Genomic DNA, 22,282 nt, shown 5'->3' with positions numbered 1-22,282 from the left:
TATAACTTGATTAAATGAAAAATAGTTTATCTTTTGCTTTTATCTTTTTATGGTCATCAGCTTTTGTTACAACTAAACCCATAGTTGATAACAGTGATCCATTTTCTGCATTAGCTTTTAGGTTTCTTATAGTGGCCATTGGTTTTTTGGTTTATGCAAAATATAAAAAAATTTCGCTATCATTAGAGAGAAAAGAATTATCCCATTCAATTTTAAGTGGAGTTTTGTTTCACGGAATTTATTTAGGTGGTGTTTTTTACTCAGTCTCTCTCGGTATCCCAACAGGGATAACTGCTCTCATAGTTACAATGCAACCAATACTAACAAACGCATTAGCTGGACCAATTTTAAATGAAAAAGTTGGCTGGAGACAGTGGGTTGGAGTAATACTTGGATTTACTGGGGCTGCAATAGTTCTAGGTTTTGATCTTGGAGAAAGTTTACCCTCTGTAGGTATCATAGCATCATTTATAGCCCTGGCATCTATTACATCTGCAACTTTGTTACAAAAGAAATTTGGAGGAGATGCTCCATTACCAGTAAGCAATATGTATCAAGCTGCGGGAGGATGCATGTTTCATATTTTAATAGTTATTTTTTTTGCCGATGCATTTATTAATTTTAACAAAACTTTTTTAATAGCTATGAGTCATCAAATATTTTTAGTATCCTTTGGTGCTTTTACGATTTTAATGTATTTGATAAAAAATAATTCAGCGAGTAAAACTGTAACAATCTTTTTCCTAATTCCAGCAACAACTGCAATTATTGCTTGGATATTTTTGAATGAACAACTTTCTAATCTAGATATTTTTGGATTTGTGGTCGCATCATTTGGTGTCTATCTAGCTACAAGGAAAAATACCTAAAAACCTAAGAAGAAAAGCATAATAATTCTACAACTTAAAATTGAAAATAAAATTGCTCGTTTACAGAGTGTCCAAAAAGAGTTTTAATTAGAATTATATAAATATGGCTAAGACTAAAAAAGCTATTAAAAGAAGAAGAAAGAAAACAAAAAAGTCGATTAAAAGAAAGAAAAAACTTAAAAGCGGAACGACAAGGAAACTTTCTAAATCATCAAAAAAAGCTAAGTCGAAGTCAAAAAAGCGTAAAACAAATGGAGGAAAAATGAGTGCAGAAATGAAATTGTCTTCTGTTCTAGATACATCTCATTTGAAGGTCAAATTTCCGTTTAAAGCTAAATACGGAAACTACATTAACGGTAAATTTGTAGAGCCTAAATCTGGAAAGTATTTTGACAATACTTCTCCGATTTCAAATGAAAAAATCTGTGCAGTTGCAAGATCAAATGAAAAAGACGTGGATGCAGCATTAGATGCAGCTCACGCAGCTTTTCCGTCTTGGGGTAAAACTTCAATTACGGAAAGATCTAACATGTTACTTAAAGTAGCTGATGCGATTGAGAAAAACTTAAATACATTAGCTGTAGCAGAGTGTTTAGATAATGGTAAGCCAATCAGAGAATGTATGGCTGCAGACTTACCTTTAGTGATTGACCACTGGAGATATTTTGCAGGTGTAATTAGAGCTGAAGAAGGTTCAATTGCTGAAATTAGCAGCGGTGAATATTCTTACCATATACCTGAGCCACTAGGTGTAGTTGGACAAATTATACCTTGGAACTTCCCTTTACTAATGGCAACTTGGAAACTTGCTCCAGCATTAGCAGCTGGTAACTGTGTGGTATTAAAACCTGCAGAGCAAACTCCAGCTTCGATCATGGTATTGATGGAACTTATTGGTGATATATTACCTCCAGGTGTAGTTAACATTGTAAGCGGTTTTGGTTTAGAAGCTGGTAAACCTTTAGCATCTTCTAAAAGAATAAGAAAAGTTGCTTTCACTGGTGAAACAACAACTGGAAGATTGATAATGCAATACGCATCACAAAACTTAATTCCAATTACATTAGAATTAGGTGGTAAATCTCCTAACATTTATTTTGAAGACGTTATGGATAAAGACGATGACTTCTTCGACAAATGTCTAGAAGGTTTTGCGATGTTTACATTAAACCAAGGAGAAGTTTGTACTTGTCCAAGTAGAGCTTTAGTACAAGAGTCTATCTATGACAAGTTCATGGAAAGAGCTGTTGCAAGAACTAAAGCAGTTAAACAAGACAATCCTTTAAAAATGGAAACAATGATTGGTGCGCAAGCTTCATTAGAACAAATGGAAAAAATCAAATCTTATCTAGATTTAGGTAAGAAAGAAGGTGCCAAAGTTCTATGTGGAGGAAATGTTGCTAAAATCAATAGTGGTTTAGAAAAAGGAAACTACATTGAGCCAACTATTTTCGAAGGTAAAAATGACATGAGAATATTCCAAGAAGAAATTTTTGGACCTGTTGTTTCTGTAACTAAATTTAAAGATGAGAAAGAAGCATTAGAAATTGCTAATGACACACTTTATGGTTTAGGTGCAGGAGTATGGACTAGAAATGGTAATCGTGCGTTTAGAATGGGTAGAGAAATCCAAGCTGGTAGAGTTTGGACAAACTGCTATCACGCATATCCAGCTCATGCTGCTTTCGGTGGATACAAACAATCTGGTATCGGAAGAGAAACACATAAAATGATGCTTAACCACTACAGACAAGTAAAGAACTTACACGTGTCTTACAGTGAAAAGAAATTAGGCTTCTTTTAAACAATAATTAATATATAATGGCCCGTGAGGAATCGCGGGCCATATTTTATATGAAAGTAAAAGCAACAGAATCTGCATTAAAACTACTTGAAGATATTAAAGCTCAACATGGCGATGAGCTTTTATTTCATCAATCAGGCGGATGTTGTGATGGAAGCGCTCCAATGTGCTATCCTAGGAAAGAATATTTAGTAGGTAATAGCGATGTTAAACTTGGAGAAATTGGTGGTGTTCCTTTTTATATGAATGATGATCAATATGAGAAATGGAAACATACTGATTTAACTATAGATGCTGTTCAAGGTATTGGTGGAATGTTTTCTTTAGACAATGGAACAGGTCGAAGATTCCTGACAAAATCAGAAATTTGTTTAGTCGTAGACAACGACAAAAAAAATTAATCTAAAATAAATATTTTAGTTGAGCTAATATAAAGCTTGACTTATTACCTTTTTGAAATATGTTATATTATAACATGTTATAATATAACATTTAACAATTAAGGAGTTTATTTATGAAAATCGCGTACGTTTTTAAAAGTAATATGGCAAGTACTTTTCAATTAGGCACCATGATATTACCTCAGCTAGAGGATAATTCTCATTTAGTTAATGTCGTTGGAATGTTTTTTTTCGACGACAATATTATGTGTCTTCAAAAAGGTAATCCAGTGGGAGAGCGTTTAGCAAAGATTGCAAAAGAGAAGAAAATGCTTCTTATGGTTTGTGATCAATGTGCTGTTAGAAGAGAATTAGCAGAAGGTACTTTTGAGCAATGTGGTAGTGGAGAAGTTAAAGCAAAAGGTCTAGTTGATGGTGTTGTTGCTGGATGTTTTCCACAATTATATACAGCTCTTGGTCCAAATCCGCCAGATCAAGTAATCACACTTTAAATAAAAAAACTTTAAACAGGGAAATAAAAAAATGAAAATCTTTTTTAATATAATTTTAGCTTTAATAATTTTTACAACATCTATGAATGCCGAAGAAGGTCATGAAGGTCATGATCATGGAGCTCATGGGGGCGAGGGTTTTTACGGTCACTTAGAATTAAACATTTTTGCAGATAAAATTACCAGCGTATCATCAGACGGTAAATATGAGGAACTTTATTCACATTCACATGCTGAACTAGGATATGGTTTTGGAGAAGGTTGGTCAATAAATTCAAATACAAAGCTTGAAGGAGGACCAGATGGAGATGCGCACGCTCATGGGGGATATGCAACACCAGCAGGTAAAGATCATGGAATTGATGACCATATGCTTGTATTAGAAACACTTCAGCTAAATTATGACAGTGATAACTTTTCAGGTTATATAGGAAAATTTAATCCAATTGTTGGATTTAACTACCATAATTTTCCAGGTATGTATGGTTATCAAGTAATTGAAGCATACCAAATTAAAGAAAAAATTGGTTTTGGTGGTATTTTAAAAAATGATACAGGTTACTATGGTAATCATAAACTAAATTTAAGTACTTTTTTTGCTGACACAGGTCCATTTAGTGACTCTTTATTTTTCGAGAGAGGTCATAACAGCAAAGAGGATAGTGGAGTATCTAATACTGAGGATTTTTCCTCTTATGCAATATCTTATAGTGGTTCAAATTTATCAATGTTCAATAATTTTTTTATGGAAGGACTTTCTTACAGATTTGGTTTTGCTGAGCAAGCAGCAGGTATAAACGATGCAACAGATAACTCAAAATATTCAGCTTCGCTTATGCACAAACAAGATTTATCAAATGATTTAACTAGTAAGTTTATTTTTGAGAGAATGCACATAGATAATAAAGCGGGTGAGGCTGCTCATAACAGAAGTCATACCACAGGAGGTTTTGGTTTATATAATAAGGAATGGAGTTTCGGAACAACATACACATACACCGATAATGATGCCGACGAAGCAGATGAAGGTCATAACGGAAAAGTGTTCCAAGCATCTATAGGATATAATATTGCCCCAGGGATGGAGATAAATTTTGGTTATAAAAGTCAGGATCTTGACGATAAAGAAAATGAACGTCTAGGTATTAATTTTAAACTAAGTCAGGGTTTTTAATCCTCTGTCCGCACAACAGAGGATTAAATAAAAGTTTAGCCTGCAGGTTTATAAACTGAAGCTACTTTTCCTGCCATCTCTGCAGCTGACTTAATGTCAATTGCCTCGCAAATAGTCATGTTGCTTATAGATCCACTAGCTTCTACAGCAAGTTTAATTGCTGCAACATTTGTGAAACTATCAGCCTCTACTGCTGCTACGAAATCAACAGGACCTCTGACAATATCAAATGAGTGAACTTTTCCACCCATTGCTTGTGAAATTGCTTCAACCGCTTTTCCTCTATCTTGTCCCGGATCTTTAACAAATCCTTGAAAAGCTTGTGCTGAGTAATTTCCCATAACGTAAAATTTAGCCATATTCCTCCTTTTTTATAAACATTATAATACGAATACGGAATTCTTTTTCATATGATTTATTTGCACACTAGACACTTTAAAAGGTAATGTTAGATTGCAATATGTACGAAAAATACGGACAATTCACTGATGGTAAATGGCATCAATCATCAAATGGCGAAACGTACGAAGTAATTAATCCAGCGAATGAAGAAGTTTTAGGCCAAGCCTCAAAAGCATCGCCCGAAGATGTAAACAAAGCATTATTGTCTGCTCAAAAAGGATTAGAAGTTTGGAGAAAAACACCACCATGGCAACGTGCTTATATTTTAAGAAGAATTGCTGACAAGATGAGAGAAAAACAAGACATACTTGCTAAATGGATGACACTCGAAGTTGGAAAACCGTTTGCAGAAGCAAAAGGCGAAGTTAACGGTGCTGCAGATATATATGAATGGAATGCAGAAGAGACAAAAAGAATTTATGGTCAAACAGTTGAAAGCAGATTTGAAGATACAAGAGTTCATGTTTATTATCAACCAGTTGGCGTTGTTGCAGCTTTAGTTCCATGGAATTTCCCTTTAGTTCTCTCAGCTAGAAAAATTTCTACAGCGCTTGCAGCAGGTTGTTCAGTAATTGTAAAACCTGATGTAATAACACCAGGTGTTGTAATGGAGCAGGTTGAAATTTGTAGAGAGTGTGGAGTGCCTCCCGGAGTTGTTAATTTATTATCAGGAGACCCACCAAGCATAGCACAACAATTAATCGCTTCAGATATTGTAAAAAAAATATCTATTACAGGTTCATCTAGAGTTGGTAAATTAATTTTAAAACAAGCCGCAGATAAAGTTCAAAGAGTAACTATGGAACTAAGTGGACATTCACCTTTTATAGTTTTTGATGATGCCGATATTAAAAAAGCTGCTGACATGGCAATTGCTGCGAAGTTTAGAAACAATGGGCAAGTTTGTATTTCCCCAAACAGATTTTATATACAAGAAAAGAAAAAAGAAGAATTTATAAATATTTTTGTAGAAAAAACAAAAAAATTAAAAATTGGTGATGGTATGGATCCATCAGTTCAACTTGGTCCTTTAACAACTAAAAAAAGATTGAATGAAATTGAAGATTTAGTTGAAACTACGAAAAAAGAGGGTGCTAAAGTTTTATTAGGTGGCAAAAGACCAAAAGGATTTAATAAAGGATTTTATTACGAGCCAACTATTTTTGACGATGTAAAAGACGATTTTACAATTATGAAGGTAGAACCATTTGGCCCTTTAGTGCCAATGCTATCATTTAAAGAATTTGATGAAGTTATAGAAAGAGCAAACAATCACGAACTTGGATTATCAAGTTATATTTGTACAAATTCAATGGAGAGAGCACACCGTGCATCTGAATTAATGGAGACTGGAACAGTTGCAGTTAATACGCCTTTAGTCGCAATTGCTGAAGCACCATTTGGTGGTATAAAGCAAGCAGGTTATGGAAGAGAAGGTGGGTCAATGGCTATTAAAGATTATTTAAATGTTAAATATACTCACTTAGGAATTAAAGGATAAAAATGAAAACTAAAAAACAAATTAAAAAGGCTGCTAATATATTATTTTCTTGGAGAAATATGATGCCACTTTATTACGGCGTCATATGGATTATCTTGCTATTAATTGTGATTTTCTCACCTTTTTAAAATTAAAAATTATAAATGGCACAATTATTATTAGCTTTTTTTGCAGGCTTCATAAGTTTTTTGTCACCATGTGTTCTACCACTTATTCCAGGTTATATTTCTTATGTCTCAGGAAGTACTTTAAATGAACTATTAGAAAGTAAGCGGGTAAATATTATTCCAACTGTGCTTTTTACTATTGGTTTTTCAATAGTGTTTATTGCTTTTGGAGCAACAAGTACTTTAATTGGTAACTTTGTATTAAACAATTCTTTTGAACTTAGAATTGTTTCAGGTGCAATTATTATTTTGTTCTCCTTACAACTCTTAGGTCTTTTTAATTTTAAATTTTTAAATATAGAAAAAAGATTTCAGACAGAAAGAAGATCAAATAAATTATACCCTGTTTTAGTTGGAATGGCTTTTGGCTTTGGTTGGACACCGTGTATTGGGCCAATTCTTGGATCTATATTGGCCTTAGCGGCATTAGAAAGTACTTTAACTAAAGGAATTTTACTTTTAACAGCCTACTCCCTAGGTTTAGCAATTCCATTTATTTTGTCTGGTATCTTAATTCAAAAGTTCATGTCAGTTTCAAAAAATCTTAAAAACAATATGAACATTATTTCAAAATCTGGAGGAGCTATCCTTTTAATTACAGGAATTCTAATAATTACAAATCAATTACAAGCTGTTGGTTATTATTTATTAGAAGCTTTACCTTTCTTACAAAAGCTTGGTTAAAATAATTTTTTGGTGTAAAATATAGATATGTCGATAGGTTACTTTTTTAATCAGTCAACAAAATTTCTTTGGTACTCTGCGCATTATATAATTTCTTTTAAATATTCTACACCAATAAAAATAGATAAAACTAACCCTCCATCATTTTATGGCAAGATGCCATCAGGAAAACAAATGTTTTTTGAGATGATGAAGTTATTAAATGAGGAAAGAAAATTAATTAATTCAAAATTCTATAAATTACCAAAAACACAACTAAAGGATTTATTAAGTGCAGCAAAAGGAAGTTTTGATTTTTTTCTTGACCTTCCTAAGATAGATAAACGAAGAGCTTCAGGTAAATTTTCTGAAGTAGAAACAAAGAAAAAGGACTTACCTAAATATTATTTAAGAAACTTTCATTATCAAACTGATGGATACTTAAGTGAAAAGTCAGCAAGACTATATGAATTTCAAGTCGAAACACTTTTCACTGGATGTGCAGCAACTATGAGAAGATTTTCCATGATACCACTCATTAACTATTTAAATTCTAATAAAAAAAATATTAAATTATTAGATATTGGAACAGGTACTGGAGAAATTATCGAGAGTTATAAATTAAATTTTAAAAATACTGAAATTACTTGCTCAGACTTATCTGAAGAATACTTAAATGTTGCAAAGCAAAAGCTAAAAAAGTTCAAAGATATCAATTACGTTAATTGCAAAGGGGAAGAATTACCATTTGAGAACGAGTCTTTTGATATTCTTACGTCTACATATATGTTTCATGAAATACCAACTGAAATTAGAAAGCAGGTATTTTCTGAAATCTCAAGAGTATTAAAAAAGGGTGGTATCTTTGTTTTAACAGACTCTTTACAAATTGATGATAATCCTAAATTAAATCCACTATTAGAATTTTTTCCATATTCTACCCATGAACCGTTTTATCCAAAATACATAAGAGAAGATTTAAAAGAAGTAGCTAAAAATTATGGACTTGAAATGTACTATAACAAAAATGCCTATCTAAGTAAGAGCATGGCATTTAGAAAATTATAAATTTATTTCATTACTTCATATAATCCAAGCCAGGCATTCACTTCTTTACTAGCAAGATATTGAGATTTAAAAAACTCTAATTTTTTACATTTATTTGTGTCACACAATTCTTTTAATTTTTTATCAAAACCATATTCTTCATGAATACCTTCATTAATCGTAAAACATATTAAACCTTTATTTTTAGTAATTCTTACAAATTCATCTAAAGCAGGTGGTTTAACATGAGCGTAAGTAAATGTACCAACACACATCACTGCATCAAATTTATTATCTTCATGATTTATTCTTTTATTAAGATCAGCTTTCTCTAATAAATGATAAAGACCATTTGGAACTAAATCTAAAAGATTTTGGGAAAGATCTGCGCCATAAAAGTTTTTAAAACCATATTTTTTTAATTCAACCCCAACCAACCCTGTGCCACAACCAGCATCGTAAATTTTGATTTCTTTATCATTTGCATATTTATTAAAAACCTCTGATGTCTCTTTTGGACCAGTGTAGTTCCAGTCTGACATATCTTTGTCGTACTTATTTTCTTTACCCCAGTCGTCATAAAACTTCATCACATCCTCTGTTTTCTTTAGAGTATGTAATGGAACTTTATTTCCTATATCTTTTTGAGCCATTGGATTAATAATTTAATTAAATAAATTTTCTAAGTAAATGTCTAAGTTTACCTTCTGAGGAGTCATAATCAATATAACAACCTTGTAAAAATCTATTTCCTTCATTTGGATTAAATTCTGTTCTACCGTGTAAGAGCCTATAATTATCCATCATTAATAAATCACCTGGCGTTAATTTAAATTTAATCAAAAACTTATCTGAGTTGTAAATTTCTGATATTTTATTTCTTGCTTGGTAGTATAAATCTAGTCTTTCTTTTTCTAAAGCAGGCACGAAATCTAATCTTGTACTAAATCTTACTTGTTTAATTTTGCTATCTTCGTCTAATTCAATAAGTTGGCCTACATTTTCTAATACAACATCTTTATCAACAAATCTAAATTTTACCTTTACCTCTGTAAGAATTTTAAAAAAATCAGAATGATTTTTCTTTAAACTTTCTGCAACTGAAAACCCATCTACTAAAGTTGAATATCCTTCACTTACTTCATTTTCAATACAATGTAATAATTGAATGTTAGGTATAGGTTTTCTATATGGGTTATCTGTGTGAGGTGATAAAGGTAAAGGTGTATATGCTAAGTCGTTTGGATTAGGTTTTGACTTTACGTTAAAATATTCTCCAAAATTAGTCCTTCTAATACTTCCTATTGAATTTGCAAATTTAACAATGAAGTTATCTTTTGTTGGAACGTTAGAAATTACTACAAAACCATTTTTGTAAAATGATTTTAAAAGTTCTAACATCTCATCACTTTCAAAAAAATTATCTTTAAATCTAAAATTTTTTATATCTTTAAGGTTAGAGTCCCATAAAACTGGTTTTATTAGATCTTTTAAAAAAGTGTCTGAATTAAACTCTTTTTCTATTTTATCAATTTCAATCTTTGACTTTACGCCATCGCTAAATTCAATATCCAAAAGTTTATCTATAATATTTACTTTATTAATTTTGATATCTTTTAAAAACGATGGATCAAAAAGACGTTGCTCGGTATTTTTATCTAAGTGTTCTTTCTCACTTACTCTTTCCCTAAGCCAAATAGGGTGTAACTCCCATTTATTTGAACCTTCAAAAACAAATACTTTGTTATTTTGTTCTAATTCAATTTTCATATCAATATTCCTAGATATCTCAAAAAATTTACTTTTATCAAGTAAAATTAAATAGTAATAAGCTCATCTATAAGAGCAAAAATAAATGAAAAACAAAGATATTTATAATTTTCTAATTTCTTTAGCTAGAGATTTAAACAAATTTTATAAGTTAAAATTAAACAAAAAATTTAAAGCTATGAACAAAGGTAGCGATTCTAATTATGACCCGGTTACTATTGCAGATAAAAAATTTGAAAAATTTATTAGAACTAAAATAAGTAAAAGATTTCCTCAACACTCGATTATTGGCGAAGAATTTGGATTAAAAAATAAAAAAAGCGATTATTCTTGGGTCATAGATCCAATTGATGGAACTAGATCATTTGTAATTGGATATCCATCATGGAGTAATTTAATTGCATTTTGTTATAAGAATAAACCAATTATGGGATTAGCAAATTTTCCAATCTTAAATAAATTTTATATTAACCAGGATAGTAAAAAAGCCTTCCTTTTTAATGGGAAGAAAAAAATAAAATTAAGATCTTCAAATTGTAAAAAATTTAAACATGCAAAAATATCTGGAGATTTCCACGGCCAGTACAGTTTAGATAAACTTAAAAAAGTTAAAAAATTATTACCACGAATGCAATTTCCTTGTATGGATGCATTAAGTTACTCACATTTTTGTGAAGGTAAAATTGATACAGTATTTCAAAGTGGAAATAAAATTTGGGATATTTATCCTTTAATACCCATCATAAAAGCTTCAGGTGGAACTGTAACTAATTGGGAAAATAAAGAAAATTTTAAAAGCGGAAATGTTTTAATATCTTCGAGTAAGCTAATTCACAAACAAATGCTTAAGATGTTAAAACCACTCAATTAATTATTTTTAATAAAATCTTTTATATAATCTCTTAACTTAATTTTACCAAAGTGTTTATAAACTCTATTAGAAAGATTCATATTAGTAAGAGCAGATGCATATCTTTCCCCAGCTCTTCTTGGTAAGTATTTGATTTTTCTTTTAAACATTTTTGCAACTTTGATGATTGAAAAACTTTCTCTGTGAGAAATACTATAGTGTCTACAAAGATTTTTCTTCCAAGCCATATAACAAATCTTAACCGTATCATTTATATGAGTGAATCTTCTTGATTGAGTTCCAGGTCTTACAACAGGAAGTGGCCTTTTTCTCTTGTAAAAATCTTCAAATATTCCAATAACGGTTGCCATATTTCCTTTACCAATTTGATTAGGCCCATAAACATTGTAAAAATAAATTATTTCATATTTAAAATTAAACCATTTTTTCATATTTTCTAAGATTTCTAAATTTTTGGCTTTTGTAAAAGCATAAGGTGATAAATCTTTATCTTTACCTTTGTTTCCAAGAGATGCAGATGTAGCACTATAAATTAATTTAATTTTATTTTTTAAACAAAAGTTTATTACAGCATTAGTACCTATAGAGTTTGACTCTATACATTTATCCATCTGTAAAAAACTTTGATAAATCCTAGAAAATTCTCCAAAATGAAAAATAGTGCGAATTTTTTTTGGATTTATAACTGTGCTGATATTTTTTGTATGTGCTTTTATATATCTTACTCTTGGGCTTCTAATATGATTTCTCTTTGAGCTTGAGCTATAATTATCAATTGAAATTATATTCAATTTTGTTTTTTCTAAAAAATATTTAATAAGATTTGTTCCAACAAATCCTGCACCACCGGTGACTACTATCTTTTTAGCGCTCATCCAACAGTTATCTATTAATTTAAATATTTATTTATGTAAATAACTAAATTAGAATAACAATTAAATAGGAGGAATATGGAAATTTTTAAACCAATTAACGAAAAAAAAGCCAAAGGCAAAGTCAAAAATATTTTTAGTGAAATAAAAAAAACAAGAAAAATATCAAAAATACCAAATTTTTGGAGGTCGATTGCACATAATCCTGCATTGCTTGAAAGAACTTGGAATAGTCTTAAAGCAGTTATGAAAGATGGAGCTTTAGATAGTGTTACTAAAGAGTTAATTTATGTTGCTGTTTCAATTACTAATAGCTGTGGATATTGTACAAGATCACATACATTTGCTGCTAAAAAGAAAGGTGCAACAGATCAAATGATAAAAGAAATGATCGATGTTGTTGGTATAGCTAATCAAAATAATAAATTGGTTGAAGCTTATCAAGTAGAAGTAGATAAAATTTATAAATAATATGAGCAATTTAATTGGATATGTATATTTACTTTTAGCAGTTGTTCTTGGAATAACTTCTAACGGATTTCTTAAAACCACAAATGGATTTACTAACATTGGTCCGACAATTATGTGCATGGTTACTATACTTCTTTGTATATTTTTTCTGGCAAAAGCAATGATGATAATACCTGTTGGATTTACTTATGCGACTTATGGAGGTTTAACAATCACAGCGGTGACTATTTTTGGAATACTTAAGTATAATCAAATTCCAAATATCTATGGAATTATTGGTATAACTTTAATTATCATAGGTGTAGTACTTGTAAATTTCTTAGGAAAAACTTCTTAAAAATTAACTAGGACAATTCTGTACATTTTAAAACGTTGAAAATTTGAAAAAATTAATTAATTTAAAGTTATGAACGTTTGTTACGCAACATTATTAGGAATTGCTTTTTTAGCAACTATTGTATTTATATTTAGAAAACCATCAAAAAAAGAGTTAGAAAAATTCCAAAGTAAAGACCAAGATAAAATTAATTGGTCTAAAATGGGTTTTTAATTTTTTCAATTAAAGTATAATTAATTTATGTGTGGCAGGTATGTAATTACCAAACCAGTTGAAAAAACTGTTAAAATTGTAAAATCATCGACAACAGTTAAAGATGATGAAAACTTTAATGCACACCCAAGTCAAGCATTACCAATTATAAAATCATATTCAAATGGTAAGACTTTAGAGTTAGTGAAGTGGGGGATAGTACCATCGTGGGCAAAACAAAAAGATTTTAGACCTTTAATAAATGCAAGAATAGAAACAATTGATGAAAAAGTTTCTTTTAAAAAACTTATAAAAACAACAAGATGTGTTGCTGTAATGGATGGATTTTACGAGTGGAAACGATCTAAGGAAAGCAAAACTCCATTTTATTTTACAAGAGAAGATAAAAAACCTTTATACGTGGCTGGAATTTTTGAAAATAATGAATTTTGTTTAATTACTGAAGAGGCTAGTCAAAACGTTATGGATATACATCATAGACAGCCAGTTATTTTAAATAATAATGAAATAAATAATTATTTAGATCTTAAAAAGGATGGCAAAAAATACTTGAGCCAGATTAAAAAAATCCCTTTAAATTTTTATGAGATATCTAAAGAAGTTAATAAACCTACAAACAATTATCCATCATTGATTAGTAAGTTAAATTAATAATGGATTTAACTAAGTATAAAAACAAAAGTAGAATTTTATTAATTAAATCCCCAAATTATAAATTAAAAGATTACTTAAATATTAAGCATGTTTATCAAAAGCATATAAAAAAATTTCACAAAAGACATATTAAGTTAATTACAAAAATAGATAAAAAAGGTTTTAAAATAAATTTTATTGATTTTGATGGCAAAACAAAAAAAGTTTTGAATAAAGTTAATACCAATACTTTATTTAAATATATTGATACTCTAAAAATTAGTAAGACTATAAAACCAATAAATTTATCTCTATTTTCAGATTATAATCCTAAAACTACGACCCATGGATTAGGTTTTAAAAATAAGGAAAAAGCTTTGTATACCGTCGATACAATTAAAAACAGACCTATCAAATATCAAGTTAATGTAATTGCAACTATGCTAGGACGAGCAAAAAAACACCCCCATAAAACAAAAGAAATGAATGGTGCAATAAAAGTTTTTAGTAAATGGATGTCTAATTATAAAGAAAGTTCTAAGAAGTAATTTTATCTACAAATTTTTTAACAACTGGGGCAAGACTTAACACAGTAATAATTGCAATAGGTAAGCTTACAGACCAAGCTTTCAAAAATCGTTTTACATATAGTTCGTCTAGCCCAGTGTTAATATAAGTAATTAATAAAGTCATGATAAGACTTGTAAAAAATCCCACAATCAATGTAAAAAGTAATTGAGAGTATTTTTTTGAGATCACTACACACCTTTAATTATAATTAAATTACCTTCAGAATTTTTTTGGCGTAATTCTTTAACCGGCTTGTATAAATCTGAGTTATACCACTCTAATGCTTTTTCGTAAGTGGGAAATTCAATAATTACATTTCTAGTATAATCCCATTTACCTTCCATAGATGTATATTCACCAGCTCTTACAACATACTTGCCACCGAATTGTTTTATAGTTTCAGGAACTTGCTCTGCATAAACTTTAAAACCCTCTTTATTAGTCATATTAATCTGAGCTACTACATAACCAGCCATTTTAAATCCTTTGTTCCTTAGTTTCTGAAGTCCATGATGTTTCCACACTCTTCTGGATCAGTGGTAAACATGCTGTTCATATCACCAAGTTGTTCTATGATTGCATCTTTACTTTCAGCTTCCCATCTACAGAAAACTTTCATAGAGTCACCTGCACCTACCATAGTAACCAAGCATCTTGCTTTTGCACCTGTCACACCTTTTTTTAAATCTTCATGTGGAGTTGAAGTAACAAAATCCATGAATTTTTTCTTCATCTCTTCAGATTTAAATATGTGTGTTGCTAAATAGTTTTTCATAATCATCCTTTCATTTGTTTAATTATATTTAATATAATTAATCAAGGTAAAGGTTTTATTACAAATGAGGAATGCGTTTTTTAGATCCAACTAGGAACAGGAAGACCTTTTTCTTGTAAAAACTTTTTATTAAACAGCTTTGAGTTGTATTTATCAGATCGATCACAAAGTATTGTGACAATAGTTTTACCTGGTCCCAATTTTTTACCTAACTTAATAGCTCCTGTAACATTTATTGCACAACTAGTTCCTAAACTTAATCCTTCATTTTGAATTAAGTCAAACAGAACTGGTAGCGCTTCTTTATCAGTTACTTTAAAAGCACCATCAATTTTAGCTTTTGCAAAATTAGCAGTTACTCTACTTGATCCTATTCCTTCTGTAATAGAGCTTCCTGAAGATTTTAATTCACCATTTTCAATATGATCAAAAAGAGAAGAGCCGTCAGGATCAGCTAAAAATATTTTTATGTCTTTATTTTTTTCTTTTAGAAAACTACTTACTCCACCAATAGTTCCTCCAGTTCCAGATGAACAAACAAATCCATCAACTTTTCCATCTGTTTGCATCCAGATCTCTGGACCAGTTGTTTCATAATGACCTTTTGAATTTGCAGTATTATCAAATTGGTTAGCCCAAACTACTCCATGGTTATTAGAACTCTTTAAATCATTTGCTAATTTTGCTGCTACTTTTACAAAATTACCATCATCTTTGTAAGGTTTAGGTGGTACCAACCTTAAGTCAGCACCCATATTTCTTAGCATATCTTTTTTCTCTTGAGTTTGATCTTCATTCATAACAATGATTGTTTTATACCCAATAGAATTTCCGATTAAGCATAAACCAATTCCTGTATTGCCAGCAGTTCCTTCAACTATCGTTCCGCCTTTTGATATTAGTTTTTTTTCCTCAGCATCTTTAATTAAAGCTAGTGCTGCTCTATCTTTAACTGAGCCACCAGGATTTAAGTATTCTGCTTTGCCATAAATATTACATCCAGTTATCTCAGATGCAGCTCTCAGTTTTACAAGAGGAGTATTTCCAATACCTTCTATAAAATTATTTTGAGGTTTATTCATTTAATTTTTGTCACTATCTTGAGTAATTCCATATGGTTTAAAGTTTTCATCTTGTGTAGAAACTTCACCAACATTTTTAGCTGGTATACCAACCATTACAGAGTTTTCATCAACATCTTTTGTAACAACAGCATTTGCACCAATTTTTGCATTTTTTCCAACTACAACTGGTCCTAATATCTGAGCACCCGATCCTACAACAACATTATCCATTAATGTTGGATGTCGTTTTGTATTTCTTTGATCATCTGAATTAATACTTGGAGATATTCCTCCAAGGGTGACCATATGATAAATAGTTACATTATCACCAATTTCAGAAGTCTCACCTATAACAACTCCCATACCGTGATCTATAAATAAATTTTTTCCTATCTTTGCATTAGGATGAATTTCTATTCCTGTTAAAAATCTTGAAAACTGAGAAATTATTCTTGCAACTAAATTAAATTTTGCAATTGCAAAAAAATTTGCAATTCGATGAAAGAAAACAGCTTTTGCTCCAGGATAAGTTAATATTACACTTAACTTTGATTTAGCAGCTGGATCTCTTTTAATTATAGAATCTAAAAATTCATTCATGTTGTTTATAGTTTTTTATGCTTTAACTTGATTTAAAGTTAAACCCTTTAGATTAGCTGGAACAGCTACATCCATCATTTTAGGGTTTGCAAGTTTAAGGTTATTCATTATTTCTACGTATTGGTCAACAGAATTAACTTGTAACCTTGGATTATTTTTTCTTTCTGATCCAATTGTAGAATGTTTTTTACCATTATAGTCATGCGCAGGAAATACCATAGTATTTTCTGGTAATTTTAATAATTTATTAAATATAGAGTCGTACTGTTGTCTAGCATTACCGTTTTGAAAATCAGTTCTTCCAGTTCCGTTTATTAAAAGAGTGTCACCTGTAAAAACCCTGTCGTTCATTAAATAACTGTAAGAGCAATCTGTATGTCCGGGTGTGTACATTACTTTTAAATTAATATTATCAATTTTTACGTTTTCATCCTCTTTAACTCTTAAATCAACAACCTCAGACTTTGAATTCTCCCCCATAATTTTTGTGCAACTTGTTCTTTCACTTAATTCGTTTAAACCAGTTATGTGATCCGCATGAATATGTGTATCTATAACTTTTACTAATTTTAATTCTAAATTATTTAAAAAATTTATGTATTGATCTGTGTGTTCTAAAACTGGATCTATGATTAAAGCTTCTCTACCTTTGCCGCTTGATAATATGTACGTATAGGTTGAAGATTTAGTATCAAATAATTGCTCAAATATCATATTAATGATCACTTTATAAAAAATTGCATAGCAAATCAATCTTGCATATAATTTGTTTATAAAAAGGAGAGTATAATGACTTTAAAAATAAATAGCTTAGCACCTGACTTTAAGGCTAAAACAACTATTGGTGATATATCATTTCACGAGTGGTTAGGAGATAGTTGGGGTGTTTTATTTTCGCATCCAAAAGATTTTACTCCAGTTTGTACAACTGAACTTGGATCTTTAGCTAGAATGAAACCTGAGTTTGATAAAAGGAATGTCAAAGTTATTGGCTTGAGTGTAGACCCAGTTGCAGATCACGTTAAATGGCTGGACGACATTAAAGATGTAACAGGAATGAAACCTGATTATCCAATAATTGCGGATGAGGATCTAAAAATTGCAAAACTTTATAATATGTTAGAGGGTGATGCAGGAACTACTTCAATGGGTAGAACTGCAGTTGATAACCAAACAGTTAGAACAGTTTTTATTATTAGACCAGATAAAAGAATTGGTTTGTTCTTAACTTATCCAATGGCAACTGGAAGAAACTTTATGGAATTATTGAGATCAATAGACTCAATGCAATTAACCGCAAAACATAAAGTTGCAACACCAGCGGATTGGAAAAAAGGTGAAGAAGTTATCATTGTTCCAGCAGTCAAAGATGATGAAGCTAAGAAATTGTTTCCTGATGGTTGGAATGCAGTTAAACCTTATTTAAGAAAAGTACCAGATCCATCGAAGTAGGTTGGACAATAAGATTTTAATCGAACAATCTCAGCATTGGGAAAAAAGTTTCTCAAGTAAGCCTGAGATGTTTGGTTCTGAACCAAGTCACTCTGCAAAAATAGCTCTAGAAAAATTTAAAAAAAATAACGTAAAACACATCATTGAACTTGGTGCAGGACTAGGACGTGATACAATTTTTTTTGCTAAAAATTCTATTAAAGTAACCGCTTTAGATTACAGCCCAACCGCAGTTGAAATAATTAAAAATAAGTCAAATAGTTTAGGTTTAGGTGATTTGATTGAAGTTCAAACACATGACTTAAGACAAAAATTAAATTTTACAGATAATAGTTTTGATGGTTGTTACTCACATATGCTTTATTGTATGGCTTTTACAAACTTTGAATTAGAAAATTTGAATAACGAAGTCTGTAGAGTTTTAAATAAAGATTCATTAAATATTTATACAGTTAGAAATCATTCAGATGCAGATTATAAAAAAGGTACACATCGAGGTGAAGATTTATATGAAATGAATGGATATATTGTTCATTATTTTTCAGATGAAAAAATTAAAAAACTGTTAAAAGGATTTAAAAATTTAAGTATCGATCATTTTGATGAAGGAAGTTTTCCTAGAAAATTATCATTAGTTATTAATCAAAAAATTTAATATGGAATACTTATTAATTGGTTTTTTTACTGGTCTAAGTTTGATTTTAGCACTTGGAGCGCAAAATGTATTTGTTATAGAACAGGGTCTAAAGAGACAATATACTTTTTTAGTATGCTTAATTTGCTCAATTTCAGATTATCTTTTAATTTTTTTAGGTATTATTTTATTTGAATACTTTCAAAGTTACTTTAACCAAACAATTGAACTTATATTAAATATTCTATTATTATTATTTTTATTACATTTTATTTATTCTAAAATAAAATTAAGTTTTTCAAATGTTGATTTTTCAACAAATAAAACTGACGAAACTTTTAAAAGTATTTTATTAAAGACCTTAGGCTTTACTTATTTAAATCCACATGTTTATTCAGATACAGTCTTTTTTTTAGGAAATTTCTCTAAAAATTTTGCTTTAGTTAATAAAATATATTTTGGATTAGGTGCTACGATATCTTCTTTTTTATTTTTTTTTACTATTGGTTATTTAGCAAATTTTTTATCTAAATATTTAAATAATAAAAGAACTTGGTTTTACATAAACATTTTAGTTATTCTTTTCATGACAGTTTTGTCTTTATATGTTTTAAATACTATTCTTAATTTCTATTGATATAGAACACTTTTAAACGTCAATTTAGACCCATTGGTTTTTAAAAAAAAATAACTAAATAAGAAGTATGAATAATTTAGAAAAACATTATGAGCCAAACAACTTTAGCGATAAAGTTGCTTTGGGCTTTACTAAGTTTTTAAGATTTCTAGCTGATACTTTTTTTAAGAAAAGATACGGCCATAGAGCCGTTGTATTAGAAACAGTTGCTGCAGTACCTGGAATGGTAGCTGGAATGCTAATTCACTTAAAATCATTAAGAAAAATGGAAGATGATAAAGGGTGGATTAAAATTCTTTTAGATGAAGCAGAAAATGAAAGAATGCATTTAATGACTTTTATTCATGTTGCAAAACCAACATGGTTAGAAAGAGTTATTATTTTGATGGCTCAATTTATTTTTATTGTTACATACGCTATCATTTATTTAGTATCTCAAAGAACCGCTCATAGAATTGTTGGTTATTTTGAAGAAGAAGCTGTAAGAAGTTACACAGAATATTTACACGAATTAGAGACTGGCAAAATAAAAGATGAGCCAGCTCCAGAAGTTGCAATAAATTATTGGAACCTACCTTTGCATGCTACTCTAAAAGATGTAGTTAGAGTAATTCGTGATGATGAAGCAGGACACCGTGATGTAAACCATAGTTTTGCAAATATCATTAACGAAAAAAAATACCCAAAAAAAGAAGAAAATATTAGCTCTAAAGATTTAAGTAGAGAATAAATTCAATTTTTATATATTCATTTTTAAATTATCAATTTATGATGAGTAGATTAATTAAAATTTTTTATATAATTTTAATCTTTATAAGCTCATTTCATTTTAAAGCTATAGCGGAACCAACCTTTGTGCAAAGCAAATCAATCGACACAGCCACTTATTATGGACTTACATTTAATAATGATGGAACAAAAATGTATACTTTAAGAAGTGGAGGAACAACGGATGCAGTTATCGAACATACATTAACTACCGCATATGACATTTCAACGGCAACCGTAAATAATACTAAAGTAGTACATGTAAGTGGAGGTGGTGACTCTCATATACCAACACAAGTAGTGTTCAATAACGATGGAACAAAAATGTTTATTGTTAACCATTTTGGTAGGAGGACAGTAGATTACTGGTCACTAACTACTGCATTTGATGTTTCAACTGCTTCATTTGATGGTGGATTTGATATCAGGGCTAGAGAAAAAAGAGCAAATTCAATTGCATTTAATAATGATGGTACCAGAATGTTTATTGCTGGTGTAGGAGATACTACACAGGTGCGTATTCATGAATATTCACTAGCTACACCATTTGATCTTAGCTCAGGAGTTACTCATCTTAATATTGAAGACCTAAGTTCTTTTCACAATCACATAGATGGAGTTACTTTTAATTACGATGGTACTAAAATGTATACCATTAATGGTGCAGAAGATTTGATGTCTCAGTTTAAATTAACTACACCTTATGATGTTTCTACTTTATCACTTGAAGGTACCTATAATGTAAGTTCTCTTACTAATAATGCAAGAGAAGTTGTGTTTAGTAATGATGGAAGTAAAATGTTTATCCTTGATGATCTCGATAATAAAATTCATGAATTCAACCTAAGTTGTAATTGGAGCATAATCGATGGTGCTTGTGATGATCCAGCAGATGATAAAGAAATTTCAAGCTCAATAGAGTCTCAAACAGAAACAGCTAAACAAATTGCTATTCAGGCAAGTACACCAGTTCTTAACCGAATGTATTGGTTAAGAAGACACAGAACGAGTGACCAATTAAGTAATCAAAATATTAATTTTAATTTTCCAAACAAAACCATTGCATCTTTAGCAAAAGTTTTTCCAATAGCTGAAAAAACTAATAATACTCTAAATAAATTATCAGATAACTGGTCATTTTGGAGTGAAGGTAGTGTGAGCTTTGGAAGGACTGGAGACACATCTTCTTCAGCATCAAAAGATATAAATAGCAATGGGATAACTATTGGAATGGACAAAAAAATTAGTGAAAATAAATTATATGGCTACGCCCTTAGGTTTGGCAATGATGAAGTTGATATAGGATCATCTGGGACTTCTTTAGATACAGAATCTTTTAGTTTATCACTTTATGGAACTTTTCCGCATGATGAAGAAAGATTTACAGAAAGTATTATTGGAATAAGTACTTTAAAAACTGATCATGTAAGAGTAGGTGGGGGAAATAGAAGAACTGGTGAGAGAGATGGAGCGCAAGTTTTTGGATCAATTAATTATGTTACTAAATATAAAAAAAATAATTTTGTTATAGATCCTAATATTAGAATTGATTTGAGTTATACAGAATTATCAAAATATCGGGAAAAAGGAGTTGCTGCACTAGTATACAATAAACAAACTGTTGAAACTGGCATGGTATCCACAGGGTTTACAATAAGTGATATTTTAGATTTTGATACTTTTACTTTTAAATCTTATGGCGGCTTAGAACTTGGTTTAGATTTTAGCCCATCATCAGATGCTACATATCGTTATCTCTCTGAAACTACAGAATATACAAAAGCAATTGATCAAGATTCTAAAAATTTAAGAGCGAATATTGGATTTGATTTAATAAATGAAAATGGTTTATCAATTATGACTATTTATGAAAGAAATCAGAGTGATAATTCTCACAGTGATACTTTATATTTTGGTTTAGGCTATGTGCCATCAGATGACATTGAATATGCAATGAACTTAGATAATAATAAAGCTTATTTAAGCTACAATAGAAATTTAAAAGGTTTTGATATCAGGGTGAATTCAAATTATGATTTAATGAGTTCAATTCCTGATTATGGTGCAACTATTGAGCTTGTTAGTACCTTTTAAAA

28 protein-coding genes and 1 pseudogene are annotated in these 22,282 nt (G+C 30.1%); 19 read left to right on the top strand and 10 right to left on the bottom strand.

Annotation, left to right across the window (positions count from 1 at the left end):
• The first annotated feature begins 14 nt into the window (after positions 1 to 14).
• The 5 genes from AMN80_RS04255 to AMN80_RS04235 all read left to right on the top strand — a co-directional run bounded on the left by AMN80_RS04255 (position 15) and on the right by AMN80_RS04235 (position 4,739).
• Positions 15 to 869 (top strand): DMT family transporter, encoded by an 855-nt coding sequence (locus tag AMN80_RS04255; protein WP_075520729.1) that lies wholly within the window; start codon positions 15 to 17, stop codon positions 867 to 869.
• A 274-nt stretch (positions 870 to 1,143) separates the two neighbouring features.
• Positions 1,144 to 2,673, top strand: a complete 1,530-nt coding sequence (locus AMN80_RS04250; RefSeq protein WP_075520758.1) for an aldehyde dehydrogenase family protein — start codon at positions 1,144 to 1,146, stop codon at positions 2,671 to 2,673.
• A gap of 50 nt (positions 2,674 to 2,723) precedes the next feature.
• Positions 2,724 to 3,074, top strand: coding sequence for a DUF779 domain-containing protein (locus AMN80_RS04245; RefSeq protein ID WP_075520728.1), 351 nt, complete (start codon positions 2,724 to 2,726; stop codon positions 3,072 to 3,074).
• Positions 3,075 to 3,187: 113 nt separating this feature from the next.
• Entirely contained in the window at positions 3,188 to 3,565 is a 378-nt protein-coding gene (locus tag AMN80_RS04240) for a SaoD/DsrE family protein (RefSeq protein ID WP_075520727.1), read from the top strand.
• Positions 3,566 to 3,596: 31 nt separating this feature from the next.
• Entirely contained in the window at positions 3,597 to 4,739 is a 1,143-nt protein-coding gene (locus tag AMN80_RS04235) for a hypothetical protein (protein WP_075520726.1), read from the top strand.
• A 35-nt stretch (positions 4,740 to 4,774) separates the two neighbouring features.
• On the opposite strand, the gene AMN80_RS04230 is transcribed toward AMN80_RS04235, so the two are convergent.
• Complete coding sequence (locus AMN80_RS04230; protein ID WP_075520725.1) at positions 4,775 to 5,098, bottom strand: GYD domain-containing protein; 324 nt, start codon at positions 5,096 to 5,098, stop codon at positions 4,775 to 4,777.
• Positions 5,099 to 5,199: 101 nt separating this feature from the next.
• Here AMN80_RS04230 and AMN80_RS04225 point away from each other — a divergent pair, with 101 nt between their 5' ends.
• The 3 genes from AMN80_RS04225 (at position 5,200) to AMN80_RS04215 (ending at position 8,540) form a co-directional block, all read left to right on the top strand.
• Positions 5,200 to 6,642 carry an NAD-dependent succinate-semialdehyde dehydrogenase gene (locus tag AMN80_RS04225; RefSeq protein WP_075520724.1) on the top strand — a complete coding sequence of 481 codons (1,443 nt, stop codon included), beginning with the start codon at positions 5,200 to 5,202 and terminating at the stop codon, positions 6,640 to 6,642.
• A gap of 143 nt (positions 6,643 to 6,785) precedes the next feature.
• Positions 6,786 to 7,493: a cytochrome c biogenesis CcdA family protein gene (locus AMN80_RS04220; RefSeq protein WP_075520723.1), complete on the top strand. Its 708-nt coding sequence runs from the start codon at positions 6,786 to 6,788 to the stop codon at positions 7,491 to 7,493.
• A 27-nt stretch (positions 7,494 to 7,520) separates the two neighbouring features.
• Entirely contained in the window at positions 7,521 to 8,540 is a 1,020-nt protein-coding gene (locus AMN80_RS04215) for a class I SAM-dependent methyltransferase (RefSeq protein ID WP_075520722.1), read from the top strand.
• Between the two features lie 2 nt (positions 8,541 to 8,542).
• Here AMN80_RS04215 and AMN80_RS04210 read toward each other — a convergent pair whose 3' ends face one another.
• The gene (locus AMN80_RS04210; protein ID WP_075520721.1) at positions 8,543 to 9,172 is read right to left on the bottom strand and encodes a class I SAM-dependent DNA methyltransferase; all 630 of its coding nucleotides are present in this window, start codon (positions 9,170 to 9,172) and stop codon (positions 8,543 to 8,545) included.
• Between the two features lie 16 nt (positions 9,173 to 9,188).
• Positions 9,189 to 10,289: a TauD/TfdA family dioxygenase gene (locus AMN80_RS04205; protein ID WP_075520720.1), complete on the bottom strand. Its 1,101-nt coding sequence runs from the start codon at positions 10,287 to 10,289 to the stop codon at positions 9,189 to 9,191.
• Between the two features lie 85 nt (positions 10,290 to 10,374).
• Here AMN80_RS04205 and AMN80_RS04200 point away from each other — a divergent pair, with 85 nt between their 5' ends.
• Positions 10,375 to 11,160: an inositol monophosphatase family protein gene (locus AMN80_RS04200; protein WP_075520719.1), complete on the top strand. Its 786-nt coding sequence runs from the start codon at positions 10,375 to 10,377 to the stop codon at positions 11,158 to 11,160.
• Here the strand turns inward: AMN80_RS04200 and AMN80_RS04195 are convergent.
• Positions 11,157 to 12,035, bottom strand: coding sequence for an NAD-dependent epimerase/dehydratase family protein (locus tag AMN80_RS04195; RefSeq protein ID WP_075520718.1), 879 nt, complete (start codon positions 12,033 to 12,035; stop codon positions 11,157 to 11,159). The two genes, AMN80_RS04200 and AMN80_RS04195, sit on opposite strands and share 4 nt — an antisense overlap.
• A gap of 75 nt (positions 12,036 to 12,110) precedes the next feature.
• Between AMN80_RS04195 and AMN80_RS04190 the strand changes: the two genes are divergently transcribed.
• From AMN80_RS04190 to AMN80_RS04175, 5 genes are all read left to right on the top strand, one after another.
• Positions 12,111 to 12,503 carry a carboxymuconolactone decarboxylase family protein gene (locus AMN80_RS04190; RefSeq protein ID WP_075520717.1) on the top strand — a complete coding sequence of 131 codons (393 nt, stop codon included), beginning with the start codon at positions 12,111 to 12,113 and terminating at the stop codon, positions 12,501 to 12,503.
• 1 nt (position 12,504) lies between these two features.
• Positions 12,505 to 12,840 carry a DMT family transporter gene (locus tag AMN80_RS04185; protein ID WP_082256559.1) on the top strand — a complete coding sequence of 112 codons (336 nt, stop codon included), beginning with the start codon at positions 12,505 to 12,507 and terminating at the stop codon, positions 12,838 to 12,840.
• A gap of 69 nt (positions 12,841 to 12,909) precedes the next feature.
• Positions 12,910 to 13,053 (top strand): hypothetical protein, encoded by a 144-nt coding sequence (locus tag AMN80_RS05565; RefSeq protein ID WP_179850280.1) that lies wholly within the window; start codon positions 12,910 to 12,912, stop codon positions 13,051 to 13,053.
• Positions 13,054 to 13,080: 27 nt separating this feature from the next.
• The gene (locus AMN80_RS04180) at positions 13,081 to 13,704 is read left to right on the top strand and encodes an SOS response-associated peptidase (protein ID WP_075520716.1); all 624 of its coding nucleotides are present in this window, start codon (positions 13,081 to 13,083) and stop codon (positions 13,702 to 13,704) included.
• A gap of 2 nt (positions 13,705 to 13,706) precedes the next feature.
• Positions 13,707 to 14,234 carry a hypothetical protein gene (locus AMN80_RS04175; protein WP_075520715.1) on the top strand — a complete coding sequence of 176 codons (528 nt, stop codon included), beginning with the start codon at positions 13,707 to 13,709 and terminating at the stop codon, positions 14,232 to 14,234.
• On the opposite strand, the gene AMN80_RS04170 is transcribed toward AMN80_RS04175, so the two are convergent.
• The 6 genes and pseudogenes from AMN80_RS04170 to AMN80_RS04145 all read right to left on the bottom strand — a co-directional run.
• Positions 14,224 to 14,403, bottom strand: a complete 180-nt coding sequence (locus tag AMN80_RS04170; RefSeq protein WP_256997991.1) for a DUF2798 domain-containing protein — start codon at positions 14,401 to 14,403, stop codon at positions 14,224 to 14,226. The genes AMN80_RS04175 and AMN80_RS04170 overlap by 11 nt on opposite strands.
• A gap of 41 nt (positions 14,404 to 14,444) precedes the next feature.
• The gene (locus AMN80_RS04165) at positions 14,445 to 14,780 is read right to left on the bottom strand and encodes a DUF1330 domain-containing protein (RefSeq protein ID WP_256997988.1); all 336 of its coding nucleotides are present in this window, start codon (positions 14,778 to 14,780) and stop codon (positions 14,445 to 14,447) included.
• Positions 14,750 to 15,031: a hypothetical protein gene (locus AMN80_RS04160; protein ID WP_075520713.1), complete on the bottom strand. Its 282-nt coding sequence runs from the start codon at positions 15,029 to 15,031 to the stop codon at positions 14,750 to 14,752. Before AMN80_RS04160 ends, AMN80_RS04165 begins: the two co-directional genes overlap by 31 nt.
• 80 nt (positions 15,032 to 15,111) lie before the next feature.
• The gene (locus AMN80_RS04155; protein ID WP_075520712.1) at positions 15,112 to 16,113 is read right to left on the bottom strand and encodes a cysteine synthase A; all 1,002 of its coding nucleotides are present in this window, start codon (positions 16,111 to 16,113) and stop codon (positions 15,112 to 15,114) included.
• On the bottom strand, positions 16,114 to 16,695 hold the full coding sequence (epsC, locus tag AMN80_RS04150; protein ID WP_075520711.1) for a serine O-acetyltransferase EpsC: 582 nt from the start codon (positions 16,693 to 16,695) through the stop codon (positions 16,114 to 16,116).
• 48 nt (positions 16,696 to 16,743) lie between these two features.
• Positions 16,744 to 17,409 (bottom strand): annotated as a pseudogene (locus AMN80_RS04145) (MBL fold metallo-hydrolase); the annotation flags it as partial.
• A gap of 75 nt (positions 17,410 to 17,484) precedes the next feature.
• Between AMN80_RS04145 and AMN80_RS04140 the strand changes: the two are divergent.
• From AMN80_RS04140 to AMN80_RS04120, 5 genes are all read left to right on the top strand, one after another.
• Positions 17,485 to 18,147, top strand: a complete 663-nt coding sequence (locus AMN80_RS04140; RefSeq protein ID WP_075520709.1) for a peroxiredoxin — start codon at positions 17,485 to 17,487, stop codon at positions 18,145 to 18,147.
• Position 18,148: 1 nt separating this feature from the next.
• Positions 18,149 to 18,802: a class I SAM-dependent methyltransferase gene (locus AMN80_RS04135; protein ID WP_218836273.1), complete on the top strand. Its 654-nt coding sequence runs from the start codon at positions 18,149 to 18,151 to the stop codon at positions 18,800 to 18,802.
• 1 nt (position 18,803) lies between these two features.
• A complete protein-coding gene (locus tag AMN80_RS04130; protein WP_075520707.1) occupies positions 18,804 to 19,418 on the top strand; it encodes a LysE/ArgO family amino acid transporter in 615 nt (204 codons plus the stop codon).
• A 67-nt stretch (positions 19,419 to 19,485) separates the two neighbouring features.
• Complete coding sequence (locus AMN80_RS04125; protein ID WP_075520706.1) at positions 19,486 to 20,148, top strand: alternative oxidase; 663 nt, start codon at positions 19,486 to 19,488, stop codon at positions 20,146 to 20,148.
• A 41-nt stretch (positions 20,149 to 20,189) separates the two neighbouring features.
• A complete protein-coding gene (locus AMN80_RS04120; protein WP_179850279.1) occupies positions 20,190 to 22,280 on the top strand; it encodes an autotransporter outer membrane beta-barrel domain-containing protein in 2,091 nt (696 codons plus the stop codon).
• Positions 22,281 to 22,282 lie beyond the last annotated feature (2 nt).

It is taken from the genome of Candidatus Pelagibacter communis (assembly GCF_001179985.1).
Classification (GTDB): Bacteria; Pseudomonadota; Alphaproteobacteria; order Pelagibacterales; family Pelagibacteraceae; genus Pelagibacter; species Pelagibacter ubique_J.
Note: the sequence above shows the minus strand (reverse complement) of the source record. Positions and strands in the feature narration are given on the sequence as shown.

What these genes read in the sequence shown, in the direction of transcription:
- AMN80_RS04255 (WP_075520729.1), top strand. Translation starts at nt 15, where the DNA reads ATGAAAAATAGTTTATCTTTTGCTTTTATCTTTTTATGGTCATCAGCT.
- AMN80_RS04250 (WP_075520758.1), top strand. Translation starts at nt 1,144, where the DNA reads ATGAAATTGTCTTCTGTTCTAGATACATCTCATTTGAAGGTCAAATTT.
- AMN80_RS04245 (WP_075520728.1), top strand. Translation starts at nt 2,724, where the DNA reads ATGAAAGTAAAAGCAACAGAATCTGCATTAAAACTACTTGAAGATATT.
- AMN80_RS04240 (WP_075520727.1), top strand. Translation starts at nt 3,188, where the DNA reads ATGAAAATCGCGTACGTTTTTAAAAGTAATATGGCAAGTACTTTTCAA.
- AMN80_RS04235 (WP_075520726.1), top strand. Translation starts at nt 3,597, where the DNA reads ATGAAAATCTTTTTTAATATAATTTTAGCTTTAATAATTTTTACAACA.
- AMN80_RS04230 (WP_075520725.1), bottom strand. Translation starts at nt 5,098, where the DNA reads ATGGCTAAATTTTACGTTATGGGAAATTACTCAGCACAAGCTTTTCAA.
- AMN80_RS04225 (WP_075520724.1), top strand. Translation starts at nt 5,200, where the DNA reads ATGTACGAAAAATACGGACAATTCACTGATGGTAAATGGCATCAATCA.
- AMN80_RS04220 (WP_075520723.1), top strand. Translation starts at nt 6,786, where the DNA reads ATGGCACAATTATTATTAGCTTTTTTTGCAGGCTTCATAAGTTTTTTG.
- AMN80_RS04215 (WP_075520722.1), top strand. Translation starts at nt 7,521, where the DNA reads ATGTCGATAGGTTACTTTTTTAATCAGTCAACAAAATTTCTTTGGTAC.
- AMN80_RS04210 (WP_075520721.1), bottom strand. Translation starts at nt 9,172, where the DNA reads ATGGCTCAAAAAGATATAGGAAATAAAGTTCCATTACATACTCTAAAG.
- AMN80_RS04205 (WP_075520720.1), bottom strand. Translation starts at nt 10,289, where the DNA reads ATGAAAATTGAATTAGAACAAAATAACAAAGTATTTGTTTTTGAAGGT.
- AMN80_RS04200 (WP_075520719.1), top strand. Translation starts at nt 10,375, where the DNA reads ATGAAAAACAAAGATATTTATAATTTTCTAATTTCTTTAGCTAGAGAT.
- AMN80_RS04195 (WP_075520718.1), bottom strand. Translation starts at nt 12,035, where the DNA reads ATGAGCGCTAAAAAGATAGTAGTCACCGGTGGTGCAGGATTTGTTGGA.
- AMN80_RS04190 (WP_075520717.1), top strand. Translation starts at nt 12,111, where the DNA reads ATGGAAATTTTTAAACCAATTAACGAAAAAAAAGCCAAAGGCAAAGTC.
- AMN80_RS04185 (WP_082256559.1), top strand. Translation starts at nt 12,505, where the DNA reads ATGAGCAATTTAATTGGATATGTATATTTACTTTTAGCAGTTGTTCTT.
- AMN80_RS05565 (WP_179850280.1), top strand. Translation starts at nt 12,910, where the DNA reads ATGAACGTTTGTTACGCAACATTATTAGGAATTGCTTTTTTAGCAACT.
- AMN80_RS04180 (WP_075520716.1), top strand. Translation starts at nt 13,081, where the DNA reads ATGTGTGGCAGGTATGTAATTACCAAACCAGTTGAAAAAACTGTTAAA.
- AMN80_RS04175 (WP_075520715.1), top strand. Translation starts at nt 13,707, where the DNA reads ATGGATTTAACTAAGTATAAAAACAAAAGTAGAATTTTATTAATTAAA.
- AMN80_RS04160 (WP_075520713.1), bottom strand. Translation starts at nt 15,031, where the DNA reads ATGAAAAACTATTTAGCAACACACATATTTAAATCTGAAGAGATGAAG.
- AMN80_RS04155 (WP_075520712.1), bottom strand. Translation starts at nt 16,113, where the DNA reads ATGAATAAACCTCAAAATAATTTTATAGAAGGTATTGGAAATACTCCT.
- epsC (WP_075520711.1), bottom strand. Translation starts at nt 16,695, where the DNA reads ATGAATGAATTTTTAGATTCTATAATTAAAAGAGATCCAGCTGCTAAA.
- AMN80_RS04140 (WP_075520709.1), top strand. Translation starts at nt 17,485, where the DNA reads ATGACTTTAAAAATAAATAGCTTAGCACCTGACTTTAAGGCTAAAACA.
- AMN80_RS04130 (WP_075520707.1), top strand. Translation starts at nt 18,804, where the DNA reads ATGGAATACTTATTAATTGGTTTTTTTACTGGTCTAAGTTTGATTTTA.
- AMN80_RS04125 (WP_075520706.1), top strand. Translation starts at nt 19,486, where the DNA reads ATGAATAATTTAGAAAAACATTATGAGCCAAACAACTTTAGCGATAAA.
- AMN80_RS04120 (WP_179850279.1), top strand. Translation starts at nt 20,190, where the DNA reads ATGAGTAGATTAATTAAAATTTTTTATATAATTTTAATCTTTATAAGC.